The sequence below is a fragment of the Psittacicella hinzii genome (genome assembly GCF_003585935.1).
Taxonomy (GTDB): Bacteria; Pseudomonadota; Gammaproteobacteria; order Enterobacterales; family Psittacicellaceae; genus Psittacicella; species Psittacicella hinzii.
This window is the reverse complement of record NZ_NRJG01000095.1, coordinates 1-20,184: the sequence shown is the minus strand read 5'-3', so window position 1 is coordinate 20,184 and position 20,184 is coordinate 1. Positions and strand designations below refer to the sequence as shown.

Sequence of the window (20,184 nt, the reverse complement as noted above, 5' to 3'; positions counted from 1 at the left end):
AAATGATTAAAGCCAGGTTTAAAACCTGGCTTTAATCATTTAGAAAAATTGTCAAATGTTAGAAATGAGATTTATTTTGCATTAGCTGCTTGTGGTTCTGCCACAAAACCTATTTTGCTAATACCAACTTTACGCACCAGTTCTAAAAGATTAGCTACATACTCGTAACTTACTTTTTTATCTGCACGTATAGTTACTACTAATTTATCGTTTTTGGCAAAACCTTCGCTTAAACGCTGTTGTAAGGTTTCTAAATTAACTTCCCCATCTTGATAAAAGTAAACACCTTGTTCGTTAACGACCAAATTAACAATTTGCGGCGCTTCGAGCATTTTTTGTGCTGTCGATTTAGGTAAGTTTACATTTATTGAGGAAGTAAAAACCGGCATTGCTAGCATAAATACAATAAGCAGCACTAACATTACATCCACTAAAGGAGTAATGTTAATTTCCGACATTTCTTCATCTTGAGAGTTAAAGCCTCCAAACGCCATAAACCCTCCTATTTCTTACTTTGCATTAAGAAAGAATTGTATAAATCGTGCGCAAAGCCATCTAATGAACGAGCATATACACGATTACGACGAATAAAGACGTTATAACAAAGTACGGCTGGGATAGCAACAAATAAACCAAAGGCTGTGGCAACAAGCACTTCACCAATTGGTCCGGCAATAGTTGCAATATTGGCATTACCGGTAGCAGATATTGATAAAAGGGCACGGTAAATACCCCACACAGTACCGAACAACCCAATAAATGGCGCAGTAGCTCCTATGGTTGCTAAAACTGATAAACCACCATCTTGAGAGTTCGTAGTTTTTTCCAAGCCATAGCGAATATTACGCTGTAAATATTCAGCATAATCAATCGCTTGTGATAATGCGCCTTGTGCTTGTGTATATTGTTGCTCTGAGTTTAAAGCAGCACCAACTAGCTCTTTAATTGGAGAATTACCTTGCATTGCTTGGTAAGCCACCTCATAACTTGGATAAGCACTTGAATTTAAAATTTTTAAATGCTGTTTACTTTTAGCACTCACGACATAAATCATAATTGCGCGATAGATAATCACAGTCCAACTATATAAACTCATGAGCACAAGAATTAAAAAAGTTAATTTAAGAATTGCATCACCTTCATTGAGAATTAAATGCATAATTCCTAAATCGTGCGATCCGGCAGCCAATTCATTAACTTGCTTAGCTAATTCTGCAGGATTAGCAACTTCAGTAGTTGTAGCCTCCGTAGCTGCACTAATTTCTGGCTGGTTATTTAATGTCCAACTTGTTAAAGGTTCAGATGAAGAAAAATTCAACATGGTTTAATCAGGTCTTAAGCCAGCTAATAGCTGGTAATTTAATTTAGAGTGATAAAAATTATGTTATTTTGGCAGTACAAAATTGATAGAAAATGTGTAATAAGATTCAACTGGTACGCCAGCTCGCGTCGCTGGAATAAAAGTATAATAATTACTTACAGTATTTAATGCCGATCTATCAAGGCGAGCATAACCAGACGATTTAATTACTTGCACATTGGCTGGCTTACCATTAGCTTGCACCAGAACTTTTAAAGTAACTACCCCTTCCTCCCCACGCTCTTGTGAGGCTAAAGGATATTCCGGTTTAGGATTTTGTAAATATCCACCTAAATGGGTTGCCGAAGTTACTTTATCATTACCAGTACCCTCTTGTCCTTGCGCATTATTAACTGCTTTATCTTGCCCAGATCCACCTTGAGATGCCTGTTGTGAGGTTGCTTCCTTTTTAGGCTCTACTTTTGGCTGTTCTGAAGCTTTTGGCGCTTGGGTTACAGGTTTAGGTTGAGGTTTAGGCAGCGGTTTTGGCTCTGGCTTAGGCTGCGGCTTAGGTTGAGGTTTTGGTTTAGGCTTTTCTACCGGTTGTGGTTTATCTTCTTGCACATCAGCCTTTTCTGGCTCTGACGTTTCTACAGCTACAGGCTTTTCAGGCTCTGGTGGAGCAACTTCATAAGCACTAAGCTCAAAATAATCAACACTTTGACTCATAGCCTTACCTGCAGTTTGCTCAGTTTGTGCCTGCATTACCAATGGTAATTGTGGCGATCTAAAACCTAATAGCGCAAAAGCTAAAGCTATATGGGCGACAAATACTAACCCTAAAGTACATAATTTTAAAACAACTCTAGATGGTTGTTTCTCTGGCATACTTTATAAAAATCAGGTAAATATCAGATTTGGTTTTTATTTACATCTCTAGAGATTACTCTAGAGAACTGTGTCTAAGTATAGCATAAGAAGCAATTAATTTTTAGTTAAATGTTAATCATTCTTATTAACAACTACTTAAAGCTTTATATACATTTACCAATATCAAGGTAGTGAAATTTATTTGATAGCTCGAAAGCAAATACCTAGCCCCGCTCCAAAACTGCTAAACTTCCGAACTATAGTATTAGGCTGTTTTAAAAAACTAAACGCTTACTTTATTTAAATGATGCTTGTGCGACAAAAACAAAAGAAGTTGGTTACTACTTTAGCAACCAACTAAATTCTAATTTAAATTCTATTTCTTTGATTTCGTAGAAAAAGAAAGCTTGTGGTATATATCTTTTTAAATTAAACCATTGAGCCTAATTTATTACCAGCTAAGAAGTGCATATGAATATGGAAAACTTCTTGTCCAGCATCGCGATTAGTATTTACACTTAAACGATAACCAGATTCAGCTACCCCATATTTAATCGCTAGTTCACGAGCTACAGCAAATAAATGACCCATTACTTGCTCATCTTCTGGAGTAACACCATTTACAGTTTCGATTTGTTTTTTTGGTACGATTAAAAAGTGATATTTTGCTTGAGGATTAATATCCGCAAAAGCAATTACCGTTTCGTCTTCAAAAACGATATTAGCAGGGATTTCTCTTCTAATGATTTTACTAAAAATAGAATCAGACATAACAACTCCAAAAAGAGATAAAAAACAACTTTATCACTAACTAAATTTCAAAAATTCAGTTGGTGATTAAGGCTTATATTTGTTTATTTTCTCTATTATACCCACTTTACGCAACAAATCCATAAATAAGCGCTTGTTCTATTCATAACCACACTAGCTAATTAGTAGCAATACGTTTAGAATTAGCTCCTCTTTTGAATGATCTTTACTCGAACTTTACTTAACCCCCTATTGAGTTGCACTAAGTAGCACCTCATTCCTGTAAAAAAACCATCTCAAAATCGCTTTTACAATCTGTAACCCAACCAACCCTCAAGTATTACTAAAGTAAATTTTTGTCGTAATTACAAGTATAAAATGCTTTATTTTCTTCGTCTTTTAGTTATAATTAGAAGCGTCAAATCTCTTATCCTCTTTTCAAGATTTGACACCTATTTTTCTTCTTTAAATTGTTCTCATTATTATGACAGATCAAATTCTTAATCAAGACGAGCATTTTGTAGATAATTCTTTAAATAATCCAGAATTCTACCAAGATGTAATTTCAAGCCTACGTACGATTAACGACTTAATTCGTTGGGTATACACCTACTTAAATAAAAACGATGTATTCTTTGGTCATGGTTACGATAACGCATGGGACGAAGCTCGCGCTTTAGTACTACATGTAACAGATCTGCCATATGATACAGACCAAGATTACTTACTTAGCTCACGCTTAACCGACGCGGAAAAAACCGAAATTGTTGATTTAGTGTATAAGCGTGTGCACGAGCGCACTCCTTTAGCTTACTTAATCAATAAAGCACGCTTCTTAAATCGCGAATACTACGTTGACGAACGAGTAATCGTACCACGCTCACCAATTGGTGAACTGATCGAAGACGGCTTTAAAGATTTATTAAACGCTCAACCACACACTATTCTAGATATGTGTACAGGTTCAGGGGTTTTAGCTTTAGCTCTAGCTGTACGTTTCCCTGAAGCACAAGTAGATGGTATTGACATCTCTCCAGATGCCATTGATGTAGCTAACATTAACTTAGAGTTAGCTAACGATCACTTATTATCAGATCGTATGGCATTTATTGAGTCTGATTTATATAACAATCTCCCAAGCGGCATTACTTACGATTTAATTATCTCTAACCCACCATACGTGGACGAAGATGATTTAGCAAGTATGCCAGAAGAGTTTACTCACGAGCCAAGCATTTCGTTAGGTTCAGGCTTTGATGGTCTTAACATTACAGCTCGCATTCTTAACGAATCTGCAGCTTTCTTAAACCAAGATGGTGTTCTGGTTGTTGAAGTTGGTAACAGTCGTTACGCTCTAGAAGAAGCTTTACCAAATGTGCCATTTAATTGGTTAGAACTAAAAAATGGTGGACACGGAGTATTTGCTCTTACTAAAGCTGATTTAGAAGAACATGCTGCAGAACTTGCAGCCTTTGCTAAAAGTAAAGCACAAGCTTAATTCTCTTTTTAACCCTTATTTATAAGTTCCTAATCTGTCTGGGTACAAATAGATTAGTTATAAATAAGCCACACATTTTTAAACACAGTTGCAAAGTCCTCTTTGCAACTGTGTTTTCATTGTTTAAATAATTATGTTATATCAAGTTAATGATTACGATTTTGATTTACCTGATGAGCTAATAGCACGTTTTCCTGTGGAAAATCGTCAAGACTCACGTCTATTACACTTCACAGGTAATTTAGCTAATCCTTTAGCAGATCATAAATTCACGGATATTGTAGATTTACTCCCAGATAACTCGGTACTAGTACGTAATAATACCCGCGTAATCCCAGCTCGTTGTTTTGCTCGCAAACCGTCCGGAGCTAAAGTCGAAGTTCTTGTTGAACGCGTTACTAGTGAAAACTCATTTCTCGCTCATGTACGTGCAAATCGTTCACCTAAACCAGGACAAATGGTAGTTATAGGTGAAGATAAACACGGTAGCAGTCCGTTAAGTGCTGATAATTTTACGCAACTTGAACAACTAGTGCAGCAATATTATCAAAGCACTGAAAAAAATGAAGCTCGCGCTGCGCAAGATTACCTTACACAAATCCAGCAATTAATTGGTTCGCACACTTATGTATTAATGTGTACCGGACGCTCTGGAAGTCTCTTTGCTCTGCAACTGTTAAATGCAAGTAATGTATTAAACACTTTACAACAAGTAGGGCATATACCTTTACCTCCATATATGGAGCGTGAAGATCAAGATTCAGATAGTGAACGCTATCAAACGGTATATGCTAAAGTGCCTGGTGCTGTTGCTGCCCCTACTGCTGGTTTACATTTTACTGAACAAGTTTTAAGTAAATTAGCAGCTAAAGGCATTAAAATTCTCGAAGTAACTTTACACGTTGGTGCTGGAACTTTTATGCCAATTAAAGTTGATAGCATCCAACAACATCAAATGCATGCTGAATGGATTGAAATTAGTCCTGAAGTTACACAAAAGCTCAATCAAGCTTTACGTCAAGGACGTAAAATTATTGCTGTAGGTACTACTTCAACGCGTTCTTTAGAAACTATGGCGCAATATAGTATCCAGCAATATATCCAGAACTTAGCAACAAGTACAGATCCAGCATTACAAGCACAAGGTAAGGACTTATTAGCAAAACTACAAAGCTTAAGATATCGCGATTTATTAGATAAACTTTTACCTACAGAATTATTCGCTTTTATTAACGAAGTAAATCATTTAACCAAAGAAAAAACTCTTATCTTATCGCAAGAAGATTATGCTGCTCTTGCGCCTCTAACAGAGTTTGTGGTTAATGGGCAACCTTTTGCGGTTTTAAGCTATACCGATAATACGCATACTAACTTCTTTACTCAAAGTTGGCAATTACTCTTAAATATTGCACATAACTCTGCAAATTGCGGTTTATTCAGTGCTACTAGTAATAATCTACTAACACAATTGCGAGACTTAGCACTAACTGATGCTGAAAAACCTTACAGCTTTACTAACCATTATGTAAATACTACTTTAGATTTTGGTAAAACTATTCCTTTAGTTCCTTACACCGGAAATACAGAGATTTTTATTTATCCTGGGCACAAAGTGCATTTAGTAGATTACCTAATCACTAATTTCCACTTACCAAAATCAACATTAATCATGTTAGTTTCAGGTTTTATCGGCTTCGATTACACCTTAAAAGGTTACCACCATGCTATTGCGCAAAAATATCGTTTCTATAGCTATGGCGATTCGAGCCTGATGCCAAATTTACGCCTAACTAAAGATGTTGAATTTCTAATGTAAGGTGATAGTAGCCTGTTACGTATGACGTAAGGTGATAGTCGCTAATTGCATAACTGCTGCTAATTTTGATGATATAAATCTCTTACAAGTTTATCTCTAAGTGGTGAGGTAACCACCTCTTGTCTTTAGCGTTATAACTTGTAATTTTTACCCTTTTACTCTATTAAAATGGTATAATTTAGGTTTGTTGGGTAAATCTCTAAACCTCTATTGCAATATAGAGTTTTAGCATATTTTTCAGATTTTACCCTTACGGTTTCTTTTGTAATTTATCTTTCTAACATACACACATATGCTATCTTTCAAAAAGTTCAAACAACAGGGATATGCGCGTCGTGGAGAAATTACCATTACTCGTGCAGATGGATCTGAACATAAAATCCAAACGCCTGCATTCATGCCTGTAGGTACATATGGTACAGTTAAATCCATGACTCCAGAAGAAGTTGAGCAAATTGGTGCTGAAATTATTCTGGGCAATACCTTCCACCTTTGGTTAAGACCTGGTACTGAAATTATGAATAAAGCTGGTGGCTTACATAATTTCATGCAATGGCATAAACCTATTCTTACAGATTCAGGCGGCTTCCAAGTTTTTAGTTTAGGCGATATTCGTAAAATTAAAGAAGAAGGTGTTTATTTCCGTTCTCCTGTAGATGGATCAAATGTTTTCTTAAGTCCTGAAATTTCTATGGACGTACAATATTCATTAAATTCAGACATTGTAATGATTTTTGATGAGTGTGCTCCATATCCATCTACTTACGATTACACCCTAAACTCAATGAATTTATCTTTACGTTGGGCAAAACGTTGTCGTGATCGTTTTAATGAATTAGGCAACCCTAATGCTTTATTCGGCATTATCCAAGGGGGTGTTTATAACGACTTACGTAAAGCAAGTCTAGCAGGTCTAACGGATATTGGGTTTGACGGTTATGCAATTGGTGGTTTAGCTGTAGGTGAACCAAAAGAAGAGATGCATAAAACACTAGAGTTCATTACTCCATTAATCCCTGATAACAAACCACGTTATTTAATGGGAGTTGGTAAGCCTGAAGATCTAGTGGAGTGTGTACGTCGTGGTGTCGACATGTTCGACTGCGTAATGCCTACACGTAACGCTCGTAATGGTCATTTATTTACTTTTACGGGTAATGTGCGCATTCGTAATGCCAAATATAAAGATGATTTTAGTCCAATCGAAGAAGGTTGTGACTGTTACACCTGTAAAAACTACACACGTGCCTACCTGCACCATTTAGATAAATGTGGAGAAATTTTAGGAGCACGTTTAAATACATTCCACAATTTACGTTTCTATCAACGTTTAATGCAAAGAATGCGCGACGCCTTAGACCAAGGTACTTTTGATGAGTTTGTTGCTAAATTCTATGCTGATCAAGGTTTAGAAGTTCCAGCTTTAGGAGAATTTTCTGACAACCGTTATGCATTCGTTGATAAAGACGATCGAGTAGCTTAAGTAATTAAGCAAAAATAGTTATCTTGGCTGACTTTTTACTTTTGTTATCTCTTGTTTTGACAATTGTTTATATAGATTTCATTTTAAATTAAATAATAACATTGGAGTTTTTCATGAACTTATTCTTAGATGCTGCACAACAGCAACAAAGCCCGTTCTTCCTAATTATCCTAGTGGTAATTATGTTTGCGTTTATTTATTTCTTCCAATGGAGACCTAATAAAAAACGTCAAGCTGAATACAAAAAATTACTAGAATCTTTAGAAGTTGGTGGTGAAGTATTATTAAGCGGAGGCTTAATTGGTACTATTACTAAATTACGTACAGAAGATGATTTAGTACAAATCGAAATCTCTAAAGGTGTACAAATCACTACTAAACGTGGTTTCATTATGCAGGTTTTACCTAATGGAACAATTGATTCAATTGTTAACGAAAAACCAGCTAAAAAATCTAAAGAAGAAAAAGCAACTAAAGAAGCTGCTGAAAAAGCAGATTCAACTCAAGCTTAATCGCTTATTCACGGAGAAGATTAGATATCTAAAGATATCTAATCTTTATTCATCTTTTATTTCCTATAGTTAAGATAAAGGTAAATATAGTGCAAAACCATTATCCCTTATGGAAAAACCTACTAATCATCTTTATTTGTTTACTTGGTAGTATCTACGCTTTACCGAACATTTTCAACGAAAAACCATCATTACAAATTGCTGGTTCTCGTGGTCGTGAAGTAGAACTCGAAGTTTATAACCAAATTCGCCAAACGGTATCGAATGCGGGAGTAGCTATTACGCGTGCTACTTTTAAAGATGGTAAGGTTAATCTAATTTTCGACAGTGAAAGTGAACAACAAAAAGCCGCAGTAGCTTTAGATACAGCTTTAGGTAGTAACTACACTACAGCTTTAAGCTATACTCCAGCTACTCCTTCATGGTTAACGGCTATTGGTGCTTCACCAATGAAATTAGGTCTAGACTTACGTGGTGGGGTGCGTTTCTTAATGGATGTTGACATTAAAACGCTTCTCGACCGTAACTACGACAGCTTAACTCGTTTTATTCGTGACCAAGCTCGTGACAATGGTATTAGCATTGAATCGATTAGTTACGACAATAAAGCGCAAAATATTCAAGTAGTAACAAGCAGCAATGAAGACGCACGTCGTCTAACTACATTCTTACGTACGCAAATGCAAGATTTACAAGAGAATGTATCAGGTGCTAATGTTACTATTAGCTATACAGCTGCTAAATTAGAACAAACTGTAAACTACGCGATGGAGCAATCATTATTAATTCTCCGTAACCGTGTTACAGAAATCGGGGTAGCTGAACCTGTAATTCAACGTCAAGGTGATACTAACATTATCGTTGAGTTACCAGGTATCCACGATGTTGCTCGTGCGAAAGAGATCATCGGGGCAACTGCTACTTTAAGTTTTAACTTAGTAAATACTAATATTACGCAACAACAAATTGATGCTAACTTAATTCCAGCTGATACAGTTGTAGTTGCTAATGCTCAAGGGCAAAAATTTGCCTTATATAAACGCGAAATCATTTCAGGCACTCACATTATCGACGCTTCAGCAGGTCGTGGTGAAACCGGTGGTGCGCAAGTAAATATTCGTCTGAACTCTGAAGGTGCTAAATTAATTTCGGACGCAACTAAAACTGCAATCGGTCGTCCAATGGCAACTGTTTACTCAGAGTATAAAGATACAGGTCGCAAAAACGACGAAGGTAAACCAGTATTACGTAAAGTTGATGAAGTTGCTAACGTTGCAACCATTCAAGCGCGTTTAGGTTCAAGTTTCGTTATTACAGGTCTTTCTTCAATGACCGAAGCTAATAACCTTGCCTTAATTTTACGTTCTGGTGCTCTAGTTGCCCCGATCCAAATTATTTCAGAAAAAGTAATTGGTCCATCATTAGGTGCGGCTAACATTAAACAAGGTTTAATTGCTTCGACAACAGCTCTAGCTCTAACAGTATTATTAATGATTGTTGTATATCGTTTCTTCGGTTTTGTTGCGGGCTTTGTACTTTTATTCAACTTAATCCTCTTAGTTGCAGCTCTCTCTATTTTACCAGGTACAACTCTAACCATGCCGGGCATAGCGGGTATCGTGTTAACTATCGGGATGTCTGTTGACGCCAACGTACTTATCTACTCACGGATTATCGATGAGCTGCGTATGGGTAAATCACCACAAACAGCTCTGGCTGAAGGTTATGATGGTGCATGGTCGTCAATCTTTGACTCAAACTTAACAACTATCCTCACAGCAGCGATCCTATTTATTTTCGGTACAGGTCCAATTAAAGGATTTGCGATTACGCTTGCTCTAGGGGTAATTATCTCTATGTTTACGGCAATTGTTGCAAGTAAAATGATCTTTAACTGGGTTTATGGTTCACGCAGAACCACCAAACTACATATTTAGTAAGGAGGTGGTGCTATGTATAATGAAGAATATACGCGTGGAGTTAAAACTCCTTACGAAAACCGTTTTAGCAAAAAAGCTTATGTAAATAAAAGCGGTTTAGTTTTAGCTCGTCCAATTGTAAACTTTTTAAAACAAAGAAAATACTTCTATATTTTCTCGGTATTGATAATGGTAGTGTGCTTTGGCTCGTTCTTCGTACGTGGTCTAAACTTAGGTCTAGACTTTACGGGTGGTACGGTAGTTGAAGTTACTTATTCTAAAACAGTACAAGGTCCTGATGTTGCAAGTTACTTAAGTCAAACCTATCCAGGCATTGATGTGACTTCAACTTCATCAAGAGAAACAAGTATTCGTATTCCAGCTAAACTAGTTACTAACACTACAGCTCAAGATGTACAAAAACTTTTACAAGAGGGTATTGACCCAGCTGCAAAAGTTACTTCTGCCGAGTTCGTAGGTCCTAAAGCTGGTAACGACTTAGTGTATGCATCAGTAATGTCACTAGTATTTACTATTGTGATGATGCTACTCTATATCTCTTTCCGTTTCCAATGGCGTTTATCATTAGGGGCTGTTGCTTCGTTAGTGCACGATACCATTGTGGTAATTGGTGTGTTCTCACTATTCCAAATTGATATCGACTTAAACTTTGTGGCAGCGATCCTTTCAGTTATTGGTTACTCAATTAACGATACGATCGTGGTATTCGACCGTATGCGTGAGAATATTCGTAAACTGCACAATATTTCAGTACAAGAGTGTATTGACATCTCTTTAACTGAAACTATTAACCGTACAATTATGACATCATTAACTACATTAATTTCGGTAGTTATTCTGTTATTCTTCGGTGGTAGTGCACTTTACATCTTCTCATTAGCAATGACTATTGGTATCGTGTTTGGTACTTACTCATCTATTTTCATTGCGGTAGCAATTTCTTATGATGTAGGTCTAACTAAACAAGACATGCTAGTACGTCAAGTTAATAAAGACGGTCTAGAAGAATACGAAAGATAATTTACAAAATTTTAGAGCACTCATTTGAGTGCTCTATTTTTTTGTGCAAAAAAATAGAGTCAGACTCTTTTATTCTTAGCCTGACTCTTATCGAGAAAAAGTAAACCTAGTGTTACTTATTTTAGTAATACTAATATTTACTAATCTGTTGGTTATTTTTTAAATTTGTTTAATAAAGCAGCAAATTTATCTTCTAAACGCTGTGGATGAGGTTTATTTTGTGCTTTATTTTGACCTTTGTTAGGTACTTGTCCTTTAAAGTTTTTATTATTTCCTTTAAAGTCTTTATTACCTTTAAATTCTTTACGTCCTTCGTGTTGACGCGCATGGTTACGAGGCGCATTTGCAGCTCTGTCTTCACGTTTACCGCCTTGATTGCGATTATCTTGACGACGATCTTGGCTACGCTCTGCACGACGTTTTTGTGCTTGGGCAAACAGACGGAAAGTTTTAGGATCTAACTCAATACCTTGTTCTTTTGCTAGCTCAGCATATGCTTGTTGCTCTTTTAATACTTGAGCAATACGTTGTGCTTCTTCTGTAGATTTAACTTCTGAAACCGTTTTTACTGTTGGTTGTAAAGTTTGACCTTCAAAGATCATCGTTAACTCTACACGATTACGTGGCACATCAACTTCTAATACTTCTACTTCAATTTGATCACCTGGTTTTAAGAAATCATAGGTCGAAGCAATGAAGTTTTTCGACATGCGAGAAATATGCACTAAACCATCGGTATGTACCCCGATGTCAACGAAAGCACCGAAGTCTGTAACATTAGTTACCATACCATTTAAACGCATTCCTACAGCTAGATCTTTAACATCGTGCACACCTTCTTTATAAAGAATCGGTTGGAATTCTCCACGTGGGTCACGACCTGGTTTTTCTAACTCAACAAGGATATCTTTAATAGTTGGTAAACCGAATTTTTTACTTACGTAGGTTTCTGGTTGGATTTTAGTAAGAAGCTCTTTATTACCTACGAGGTCAATAATATTAACTCCTAAATCCACTGCCATTTGCTCTACTAAAGTATAAGCTTCAGGGTGTACTGCCGAGTTATCTAATACGTAAGCATTTTCCCCTACCACACGTAAGAAACCTGCAGCTTGTTCGAAAGTTTTTGGACCTAGTTTTGGTACACGTAATAAATCTTTACGCGAAGCAAAGTGACCGTTTTCTTCACGGAATTTAACGATATTACCAGCTGTTACTTTATTTAAACCAGCAATGCGATTTAATAAGTATTCAGAGGCAGTATTTACGTTAACCCCTACGTAGTTTACACAGTCTTCAATTGTTGCTTCAAGTTGACGATCTAATTCTTTTTTGTTAAGGTCATGTTGATATTGACCTACACCAATTGATTTAGGATCAATTTTTACTAACTCGGCTAGTGGATCTAGGGCACGACGAGCAATTGAAATAGCACCACGTAGAGTTACATCTAGGTTCGGGAATTCACTAATCGCTAAATCAGAAGCTGAATATACAGAAGCACCAGCTTCGTTAACCACTAAAATTGACACATGTGGTAAGTTATATTCTTTTAACGTATCTTCGATGATTTTTTGCGTTTCACGACAACCTGTACCATTACCAATTACTACTAGAGTAATAGCATGCTTGATAATCATTTGCGCAAATTGCTCTTTCGCACGTTGTTTACCCTCGATTGGGATAATCACTTGCGTGTCAAGCACATTCGTTTGCGCATCAATAGCAGCACATTTAACCCCTGTTAAAATACCTGGATCCAGACCAAGGATATTTTGCGCCTTAACCGGAGATTTTAAGAGTAATGCTTTTAAGTTCTGACTAAATGAATTATAAGCATCAGGTTCAGCTGCTTCACGACGCGCATTTAAAAGTTCAGTTTCTAAAATTGAACTTAATTTTACTTTCCATGTCCAAGAAAGCACTTGCTTACGCCACGAGTTTAAAGCTGTAACTGGCACTAAGTCAATACCTGTTTGTCCAACAGCATGTTTTTGAATTAACGTATCAACTGGACTAACTGCAATATTGGCTGGGTTAGCATTTAAGTGAATACTTAAGAATCCTTCACTACGACCACGCCATAAAGCTAGGAAACGGTGTGAACGAATGTCACATAAAGTTTCACTATAGTTAAAGTAATCTTTATATTTATCTGCTTCTTTTTCTTTACCTTCAATTACACGAGACTCAATGGTTGCTACAGCTTGAAGGTAATTTTTAAGATCAGCAAGAAGTTCAGCTTTATCAGCAAAATTATCAATAAGAATTAAAGCGCATGCTTCAAGTACAGCTTTAGTGGTTTTATAGTCATCACTAATATATGGAGCACAAGCTTGCTCTAGATCTACATTTACGTCTAGATTTTCCCATAGACTAATTGCTAAAGGTTCTAAACCAGCTTCACGAGCTTTAGAAGCTTTAGTTTTACGTTTAGGACGATAAGGAATATATAAATATTCTAGATCAGCTTTAACTAAACACTTATTAATCTCTTCTTCTAATTCTAGCGTTAATTTACCTTGTTCACGAATTGATGAAAGAATAGATACTTTTCTTTCTTCTAACTCAGTTAAGTAGGTATAACGAGTTTGGAACTCACGTAATTGTTCGTCTGTAAGACCGTCAGTTTCTTCTTTACGGTAACGAGCAATGAAAGGAATTGTTGCTCCCTCGTTTAATAATTTAATTGCCGCTTCGATTTGATGTGGATTTACTGCAAGTTCTTGAGCAATGCGTTTTTCAATACTCAGCATAATTTCGTCTGATTACAAAATTCTAAGGTCTTAAACCTTAAGGTTAAACTTAGCAATTTAAACTCTTAAGTTAGTCAGACTTAAGAGTTTAAATTGGCGAAACGAACTATTTCGTTTCTGGGAAATAAATTATTTATAGTATGAATGATCACCTGTTTGGTGTTCGGTAACGTCTCTTACACCTAAGATTTCACCAGGGAATTGCTCAAGCAGTTGCCCCTCGATCCCTTGTTTAAGAGTTACATCTACCATTGAACAACCGTTACAACCACCACCAAACTGAATTACTCCAATACCATCTTTAATTTCGATTAGAGTAATGCGTCCGCCATGACCTTTTAATTGCGGATTAATTACTGCTTCGATGTAGTAATCGACACGATCAATTAAAGGTGCATCTGCATTAGGACGTTTCATTTTAGCGTTAGGTGCTTTAATGGTTAATTGTGATTCTAAATCTTGTGTAACAAAATCAATTTCAGCTTCGTTTAGGAAAGGCCATGAAATTGGATCTACATACACTTTAAATGCACCGTAGTCTTCAACGTGATCTACTTCTTCAATATTATCTGGTGGACAGAAAGATACACCACACTCAGCATTATATGAACCAGGGTGAATTACAAAGACACGAATTCCTGTACCAGGCTCTTGCTCTGCTAATAAACGTGAAAACTGGTTAATAGCAGGTTGGGTTATTAAAATATGTTTAGTTTGCATGATAATCCTTTGTAACTAAAAGTTACATCGAAAAAGCTTAAAAGCTAAGCTTATTTATAGATGTTTACTATTATCTATCATCAGAACTTATATGACAGACCTGTATATTTTACCATAAGCTAACTAAAGAAGTGCGGACGCAATAGGACAAGCGTAAAAATAGGTACATCAAGTCATTATGAACTGTTTTCCTCTTACTTCTAACCATTACCACCTCCACCTCTCTTATCTATATCCCTTTGCTCATATAAGTATGAGCTATAACTCCTAGCAGTTAGCTATAACTCCTAGCAGTGAGCTGTAACTTCCAGCTGTAAGCTGTAGTTCCAAGTCATACCAGAACTGCAACATAACTGAACAGCACTTTAACTGATTAATGTTAATCAACTACTAGTTCTTAGCAAAAAGTCGACTACTGACAAATTTTGCACTACAAATCGCGATTTTATTATCTTTAGCCTTTAATTTTGCTAATTAGAAGGTAAAATATAAGTAACAAAACTTCTATTTTTACTACCAGATATCCCCTTATGGAAAGAAAATATTCGGTTTTTACTTATATTTTTTACGGGTTTTTAATGTTATTCTTGCGCAGAATTTGGCAAGGTGAAAAATTCTCGCGTATTTTTATGTTTAAACCTTACTACACTCGCTTAATCCAAATGTGGCAAGCAAGTGTGGTAATTGTTCTACTCCTAAATCTTATTTACTTTTGGGTATATGGAGTATATTCAACTAATGCTGTAATAGCGTATGTTGTATTCTTTTTACTTACCACTACTCTGTGCTTATATTCAATCGGTCTCTATAGTTTATTTCCTATAAAAGACGAGCAAACTATTCTTTATGTCACCCTGCTTGATATTGTGGGACAAGACAAAGATATGGGAAATATAGGTTCACATATGACCTTTTATGGACTGGCAGTGTTACTTTATCGTTTTGATAAATTACCAGCTGTGAAATTCCCTGATGTCTATAAGATGATCGGACAACTTTGTCAAGCAGAAGATGAGTTTTCTGGCAATCAAGACGAAGATGCGGAAAATAAAGCTAAATACCAAGAAATCTTACAGCGCCAAGCAGAAAAAGAACTTGCTAAAGCGAAGCAAGCATCGCAGAAAGCTAAGGCTCAAGAACAAAGCGAAAATAAAGACAATAAAAATCTTAACGTTACTGAAGAGCCTAATAGTACTGAAAAGTCTATAACTAATACTGAAGTTAAAGCAGATGCAGAAACAACTGAACACGACGAGAAAGATAAAAAAGCAAGTTAACTCTAGTCTGTAAAGCAAGATTTTATAGTTTTTCGTTCAAGGATTTTTGCTTAATATTTTTGCTTAATATTTTTGCTTAATATTTTTGCTTAATATTTTTGCTTAATATTTTTGCTTAATATTTTTGCTTAAAGATTTTGGTTAAAGATTTTGGTTAAAGATTTTGGTTAAAGATTTTGGTTAAAGATTTTGGTTAAAGATTTTGGTTAAAGATTTTGGTTAAAGATTTTGGTTAAAGATTCTGCTAAAAGCTTCTCCTTACGAACTTATGTTTTTACATGTGCTTTTCTTATACTCTTTCGCGATAAGTGTTTAAAAAATCATTTGGGGTAACTTTTGCTAGTCACTAAAGATAAAAGCAAGAAATAAGCAGATTTAGCTGCTTTCTTTGCCTTTTATTGTGCATTTTTATGCTTGCTAGTGTATAATGAAACCTTGAGATCTAGGAAGATAGATTAACTTTTATCTTCGTTATTTATTCACAAGCCATTATCATGGTATAGGTGTGCTACAGAGATTGTTTATTGTACAAATAGTTATTCTCGAGCATACTACTAATAGTTAACGGTCATTTTTTCACTTGCACTAAACTATCCAGCTATACCATATCTAGAGGCTATCCTCATTTATAAAATTTCGCAATTTATCCAATCAACAACAATAGCTGTGAAGCTACTCTCGAGATTAGTGATACTTGCAAGATCATCTTAAAGGGGTTACATTACTAATGGATAGCATAATTGCCATTTTCGAACACTATGCAGAATATGGAAATATAATTTCCTATTTACTAGTGTTTACGATACTTCTGATTAGTGGACTTGGTGTACCAATTCCAGAAGATATCACTTTAGTTACTGCAGGGATTCTTGCAAGTCAGGGTTATGCTCATGGTTTTGGAATCTTCTTTGTTTGTATGGCAGGAGTGCTCATCGGCGATTCTTGTATGTATGCCTTAGGCTACATATATGGAGTTAAACTCTTACGGGTGAAGTTCTTGCGTAAAATTCTTACTGCTAAACGTATTCAAACTATCCGTTTACGTTTCCAAGATAACGCAGTTACTTTCTTATTCATCGCTCGTTTTTTACCAGGCTTAAGGGCTGCAATCTATCTGTTCTCAGGGATTACGCGTAAGGTTTCTTACTTTAAGTTCTTCGCCATTGATTTTTTCGCAAGCATTATTTCCGTACCGGTTTGGGTGTCAATTGGTTATTTCTTTGGTAATAACTTAGAACACTTAAAACACTTAGTACACCGCATTGGTTTAGGTTTTTCAATTGGTGCAGTAATAGTTTTAGTGGCTCTGATTATTTTCATTCGTCACAATATTAAAAAACGTCGTATTGCTGCTCAAGAAGAAAAAGACCAACAAACCTCTAAGCACGAAGATTCTGAAGAGCTCTATAGCCACGCCAGAACACATGCAGAGCAAATTCGCAATAGTAACCTTAAAAAACAAGAACCACGTGTTTCTAGCCAAGCTACAAATAAAGGTTCAAGTTAGAAGTTAACTTTTATCCATGGGCCTAGAGTTATCTAGGCTCATTTACTTTAACTATTACGCTAAAGCTAAATTTTTACAATTTATTCTTTGGCATTAATACAAGGTAAGTAATACGTTTGGATCATTGATCTTACGTATACTATGCCATTCACATCTCATTTTTCTAAGTATAGGTAATTGCGTTATAATTAAGGCAAATCCTAGCTAATTTAGTTTGAGGATAACTCAAGCAATTTAACCATTGCCATTATGCCAACACCGTCTTCGAATTCGTCTAATAAAGAGTATATTTTTTCTCCAGAGCCTTCCTATGCTAAGGCACAAAAGGCTAATGAGAAAGAACGAAAAGCTCGACATACTTATCGTGCCCATCGTACTGAAGTAATGGCACAAAGTAATGTGAGTCAAGCTTTTTATCAACAGCATATTGGACCGACCAATACGAAAAAACGAGAAAAAGCACAATTAAATCGTTTAGAACTTGCTGCTTATTCTTCAGTGAATAAACCGCAAGCTAATATTGATTTTGATATGCCATTAATGGGACAACGCGTTAATCAGATTCCGCGCAAAGTTAAAGCACCAAAAGAAAATACCGTCATTATTAATGACGAATTTATTGATAAAGCTTTAACTAGTCATACGGAAAAACCAGAAAAGTTTAGCGCTCCTATTTCGCAAATCACCGGCTTAAATGTTGAACAAGAATTAACAATTCAAGCACAATCGGGTTTTAGTGCGTTTGCTAATCAGCCACAAAACAACCAAACTAAAAAAGCCGAAAATAAGAATACCCAAAATAAGGCAGGACTGTTTAGCGCTTTTGCTAATGATCCAGCTAATGATTTTGTATCTCCGTTTGATATTTCATTTGCGCAAGCAGAACTTGCCGATGACGATGCATTAGCAAACATCGCTTTAGCTACTAATACTTTTACGAGCCAAAATAAAAGCACGAAGAGCCAAGACTCTCAAAACCAAGATCATACCGATAAAACTAATGTGAGCAATCGCGTTAGTTCGACAATGCTTGGGCAACAAAAGCAAGATCAGGCTTGTGCTAGTGCCGTAAATAACGAGGCTAAAACTCAAGAGCAAGTTGCTGACGCCTTAGACGCAACTAGCAACGCTGATTATTTTGCCCAACTCGAACAAGTGCAACCGGATGATGAAGATTTTGTTATTCCAGATTTAGTCTTTGATGATCCAGATGATGTAGACTTTTATCTCAAAGATAAACATACACCAATTGCGGTGAGCAAAGACAGTCAAATGCTTGATACCAGTTCAACTAAAGAAACTTATGTCCCAGCATTTAGCGAACAACAAAATCTCCAAAAGTTCCAAAATTTACAGCAAGAAAACCGACAGCAAGCAAAAGGCAGTTTTAAACAAATTCTGCAAAACTTTTCTTCGTCAGAACAAAACCTTGAATCTGCTAACCTTAAAACGGTAAAAACCGACGCTCAAGCGTTTTACCAAATGATGTTAGCGCAACAACCTGAAAAGTCAAACTCGGATAATGCTAATAAGCCTGTAGAGCCAACTTATCAAACTAAGCACACCGAGTATATTGACGATTCATTACCAATTAACCATTTTATCCACCAAGGGCAGAGCATTAGTACCTTTGATGGACAATCGGATTATACTTACGTGACAAGTAAAAACTCATTAACTAACCAAACAGTATCTGTGGATACTCTTGAAGATAGTTTTGATGACATAGCCGAGTTAGCAAGTGAATCTAACTCAGATATTCTCTTCCCTAATATCAACCCTGCTGTAGTACAAGAGGCTTACCGAGATGAACGTTTATGGCGTCAACGCTATAAACTATCATTTAAACGTAATCCTTTATGGTTTATAATTTACCATATTATTAGCCCAAGTACTTTAGTTAAACCTATTTTAGCAGTATTATTAGGTACAGTTATTACCCTTTTCACTAAATCGGATATTAACTGGTCAGTATTTAGCTTATGTTTAATTATGGCTGTACTTCTGCAGATCTTTATGAATCTGTGTAAAGAGTACTCTTCTGAAGACTTAAGTACTAAATATGAAGTACGTCTATGCTATTTCGAATTAGAACCTAATCACAAAATCCTTTCACGACGTTTTATCTTTAATTTAATTCGTTTAGTTTTAGGGGCAATTATTATTACAGGTATCTGTTTAGTAATCCTTGCTGAATTAAATTTAGGTTCTACGCTTGTGTTTATGGGAATTGGCATTCTTACTATTAACTTACTAATGCGTTATTCAATTGGTAACAATCCGTATAACTTTAGTATTTTAGGTGAAATGTCTTATTTCCTTGTATACGGTATTATGATCGTCAATGCATGTTTCTACTTGCAAAAACATGACTTTGATTTACTCGTAATCTATCCAGCTATTGCCTTTGGTTTACTTTGCGTTGCAAGTTTAAACCTTATTAACATGCGTGATAGTTATGTAGCACGAGCTTATCATAAAGATAATCTAGCAGTAATCTTAGGAACTAAAGCTAGTCGTCTATTCCAAACTATCTTCTATTTAATGGCTTTAATTTTCTATACGTACTTTAATGTATCGCTTGATACTCCATGGTTCTGTTATCTATTCTTTATTTCAGTACCAGTAATTGCATATCACTTATATGTAATCCATAAAGACGTAAGTACTAAAGTCTTAAATAACCAAAAATATATTACCAATATTATTAATATTCTTATGACCGGTACGTTTAT

At 35.8% G+C, this 20,184-nt stretch carries 15 protein-coding genes; 9 read left to right on the top strand and 6 right to left on the bottom strand.

The window, feature by feature from the left end:
- Window positions 1-71: 71 nt before the first annotated feature.
- From CKF58_RS05360 to CKF58_RS05345, 4 genes are all read right to left on the bottom strand, one after another.
- The gene (locus CKF58_RS05360) at window positions 72-494 is read right to left on the bottom strand and encodes an ExbD/TolR family protein (protein WP_119531723.1); all 423 of its coding nucleotides are present in this window, start codon (window positions 492-494) and stop codon (window positions 72-74) included.
- Window positions 495-502: 8 nt separating this feature from the next.
- A complete protein-coding gene (locus CKF58_RS05355; protein ID WP_119531721.1) occupies window positions 503-1,321 on the bottom strand; it encodes a MotA/TolQ/ExbB proton channel family protein in 819 nt (272 codons plus the stop codon).
- Between the two features lie 63 nt (window positions 1,322-1,384).
- Complete coding sequence (locus CKF58_RS05350) at window positions 1,385-2,188, bottom strand: energy transducer TonB (RefSeq protein ID WP_119531719.1); 804 nt, start codon at window positions 2,186-2,188, stop codon at window positions 1,385-1,387.
- A 411-nt stretch (window positions 2,189-2,599) separates the two neighbouring features.
- Window positions 2,600-2,941, bottom strand: a complete 342-nt coding sequence (locus tag CKF58_RS05345; RefSeq protein WP_119531717.1) for a histidine triad nucleotide-binding protein — start codon at window positions 2,939-2,941, stop codon at window positions 2,600-2,602.
- A gap of 463 nt (window positions 2,942-3,404) precedes the next feature.
- Between CKF58_RS05345 and prmB the strand changes: the two genes are divergently transcribed.
- The 6 genes from prmB to secF all read left to right on the top strand — a co-directional run bounded on the left by prmB (window position 3,405) and on the right by secF (window position 11,189).
- Window positions 3,405-4,418 (top strand): 50S ribosomal protein L3 N(5)-glutamine methyltransferase, encoded by a 1,014-nt coding sequence (gene prmB / locus CKF58_RS05340; RefSeq protein WP_119531715.1) that lies wholly within the window; start codon window positions 3,405-3,407, stop codon window positions 4,416-4,418.
- Between the two features lie 133 nt (window positions 4,419-4,551).
- Window positions 4,552-6,234: an S-adenosylmethionine:tRNA ribosyltransferase-isomerase gene (locus tag CKF58_RS05335; protein WP_119531713.1), complete on the top strand. Its 1,683-nt coding sequence runs from the start codon at window positions 4,552-4,554 to the stop codon at window positions 6,232-6,234.
- A 292-nt stretch (window positions 6,235-6,526) separates the two neighbouring features.
- Entirely contained in the window at window positions 6,527-7,717 is a 1,191-nt protein-coding gene (gene tgt / locus CKF58_RS05330) for a tRNA guanosine(34) transglycosylase Tgt (RefSeq protein WP_119531711.1), read from the top strand.
- A 113-nt stretch (window positions 7,718-7,830) separates the two neighbouring features.
- Entirely contained in the window at window positions 7,831-8,229 is a 399-nt protein-coding gene (gene yajC / locus CKF58_RS05325; protein WP_119531709.1) for a preprotein translocase subunit YajC, read from the top strand.
- Window positions 8,230-8,318: 89 nt separating this feature from the next.
- Window positions 8,319-10,166, top strand: a complete 1,848-nt coding sequence (gene secD, locus CKF58_RS05320; RefSeq protein ID WP_119531707.1) for a protein translocase subunit SecD — start codon at window positions 8,319-8,321, stop codon at window positions 10,164-10,166.
- A 15-nt stretch (window positions 10,167-10,181) separates the two neighbouring features.
- Window positions 10,182-11,189 carry a protein translocase subunit SecF gene (gene secF / locus CKF58_RS05315; RefSeq protein ID WP_119531705.1) on the top strand — a complete coding sequence of 336 codons (1,008 nt, stop codon included), beginning with the start codon at window positions 10,182-10,184 and terminating at the stop codon, window positions 11,187-11,189.
- A 152-nt stretch (window positions 11,190-11,341) separates the two neighbouring features.
- On the opposite strand, the gene CKF58_RS05310 is transcribed toward secF, so the two are convergent.
- A complete protein-coding gene (locus CKF58_RS05310) occupies window positions 11,342-13,945 on the bottom strand; it encodes a Tex family protein (protein ID WP_119531703.1) in 2,604 nt (867 codons plus the stop codon).
- A 129-nt stretch (window positions 13,946-14,074) separates the two neighbouring features.
- Entirely contained in the window at window positions 14,075-14,665 is a 591-nt protein-coding gene (gene nfuA, locus CKF58_RS05305) for a Fe-S biogenesis protein NfuA (protein WP_119531701.1), read from the bottom strand.
- 530 nt (window positions 14,666-15,195) lie between these two features.
- Between nfuA and CKF58_RS05300 the strand changes: the two genes are divergently transcribed.
- The 3 genes from CKF58_RS05300 to menA form a co-directional block, all read left to right on the top strand.
- Window positions 15,196-15,942 carry a cell envelope integrity TolA family protein gene (locus tag CKF58_RS05300; RefSeq protein WP_147397222.1) on the top strand — a complete coding sequence of 249 codons (747 nt, stop codon included), beginning with the start codon at window positions 15,196-15,198 and terminating at the stop codon, window positions 15,940-15,942.
- Between the two features lie 727 nt (window positions 15,943-16,669).
- Window positions 16,670-17,449: a DedA family protein gene (locus tag CKF58_RS05295; protein WP_119531697.1), complete on the top strand. Its 780-nt coding sequence runs from the start codon at window positions 16,670-16,672 to the stop codon at window positions 17,447-17,449.
- Between the two features lie 249 nt (window positions 17,450-17,698).
- Window positions 17,699-20,184: 1,4-dihydroxy-2-naphthoate octaprenyltransferase (menA, locus tag CKF58_RS05290; RefSeq protein ID WP_119531695.1), on the top strand; the 2,486-nt coding region annotated here is incomplete at its 3' end.

What these genes read in the sequence shown, in the direction of transcription:
- CKF58_RS05350 (WP_119531719.1), bottom strand. Translation starts at nt 2,188, where the DNA reads ATGCCAGAGAAACAACCATCTAGAGTTGTTTTAAAATTATGTACTTTA.
- CKF58_RS05345 (WP_119531717.1), bottom strand. Translation starts at nt 2,941, where the DNA reads ATGTCTGATTCTATTTTTAGTAAAATCATTAGAAGAGAAATCCCTGCT.
- CKF58_RS05355 (WP_119531721.1), bottom strand. Translation starts at nt 1,321, where the DNA reads ATGTTGAATTTTTCTTCATCTGAACCTTTAACAAGTTGGACATTAAAT.
- secF (WP_119531705.1), top strand. Translation starts at nt 10,182, where the DNA reads ATGTATAATGAAGAATATACGCGTGGAGTTAAAACTCCTTACGAAAAC.
- yajC (WP_119531709.1), top strand. Translation starts at nt 7,831, where the DNA reads ATGAACTTATTCTTAGATGCTGCACAACAGCAACAAAGCCCGTTCTTC.
- CKF58_RS05310 (WP_119531703.1), bottom strand. Translation starts at nt 13,945, where the DNA reads ATGCTGAGTATTGAAAAACGCATTGCTCAAGAACTTGCAGTAAATCCA.
- tgt (WP_119531711.1), top strand. Translation starts at nt 6,527, where the DNA reads ATGCTATCTTTCAAAAAGTTCAAACAACAGGGATATGCGCGTCGTGGA.
- CKF58_RS05295 (WP_119531697.1), top strand. Translation starts at nt 16,670, where the DNA reads ATGGATAGCATAATTGCCATTTTCGAACACTATGCAGAATATGGAAAT.
- CKF58_RS05360 (WP_119531723.1), bottom strand. Translation starts at nt 494, where the DNA reads ATGGCGTTTGGAGGCTTTAACTCTCAAGATGAAGAAATGTCGGAAATT.
- nfuA (WP_119531701.1), bottom strand. Translation starts at nt 14,665, where the DNA reads ATGCAAACTAAACATATTTTAATAACCCAACCTGCTATTAACCAGTTT.
- prmB (WP_119531715.1), top strand. Translation starts at nt 3,405, where the DNA reads ATGACAGATCAAATTCTTAATCAAGACGAGCATTTTGTAGATAATTCT.
- CKF58_RS05335 (WP_119531713.1), top strand. Translation starts at nt 4,552, where the DNA reads ATGTTATATCAAGTTAATGATTACGATTTTGATTTACCTGATGAGCTA.
- CKF58_RS05300 (WP_147397222.1), top strand. Translation starts at nt 15,196, where the DNA reads ATGGAAAGAAAATATTCGGTTTTTACTTATATTTTTTACGGGTTTTTA.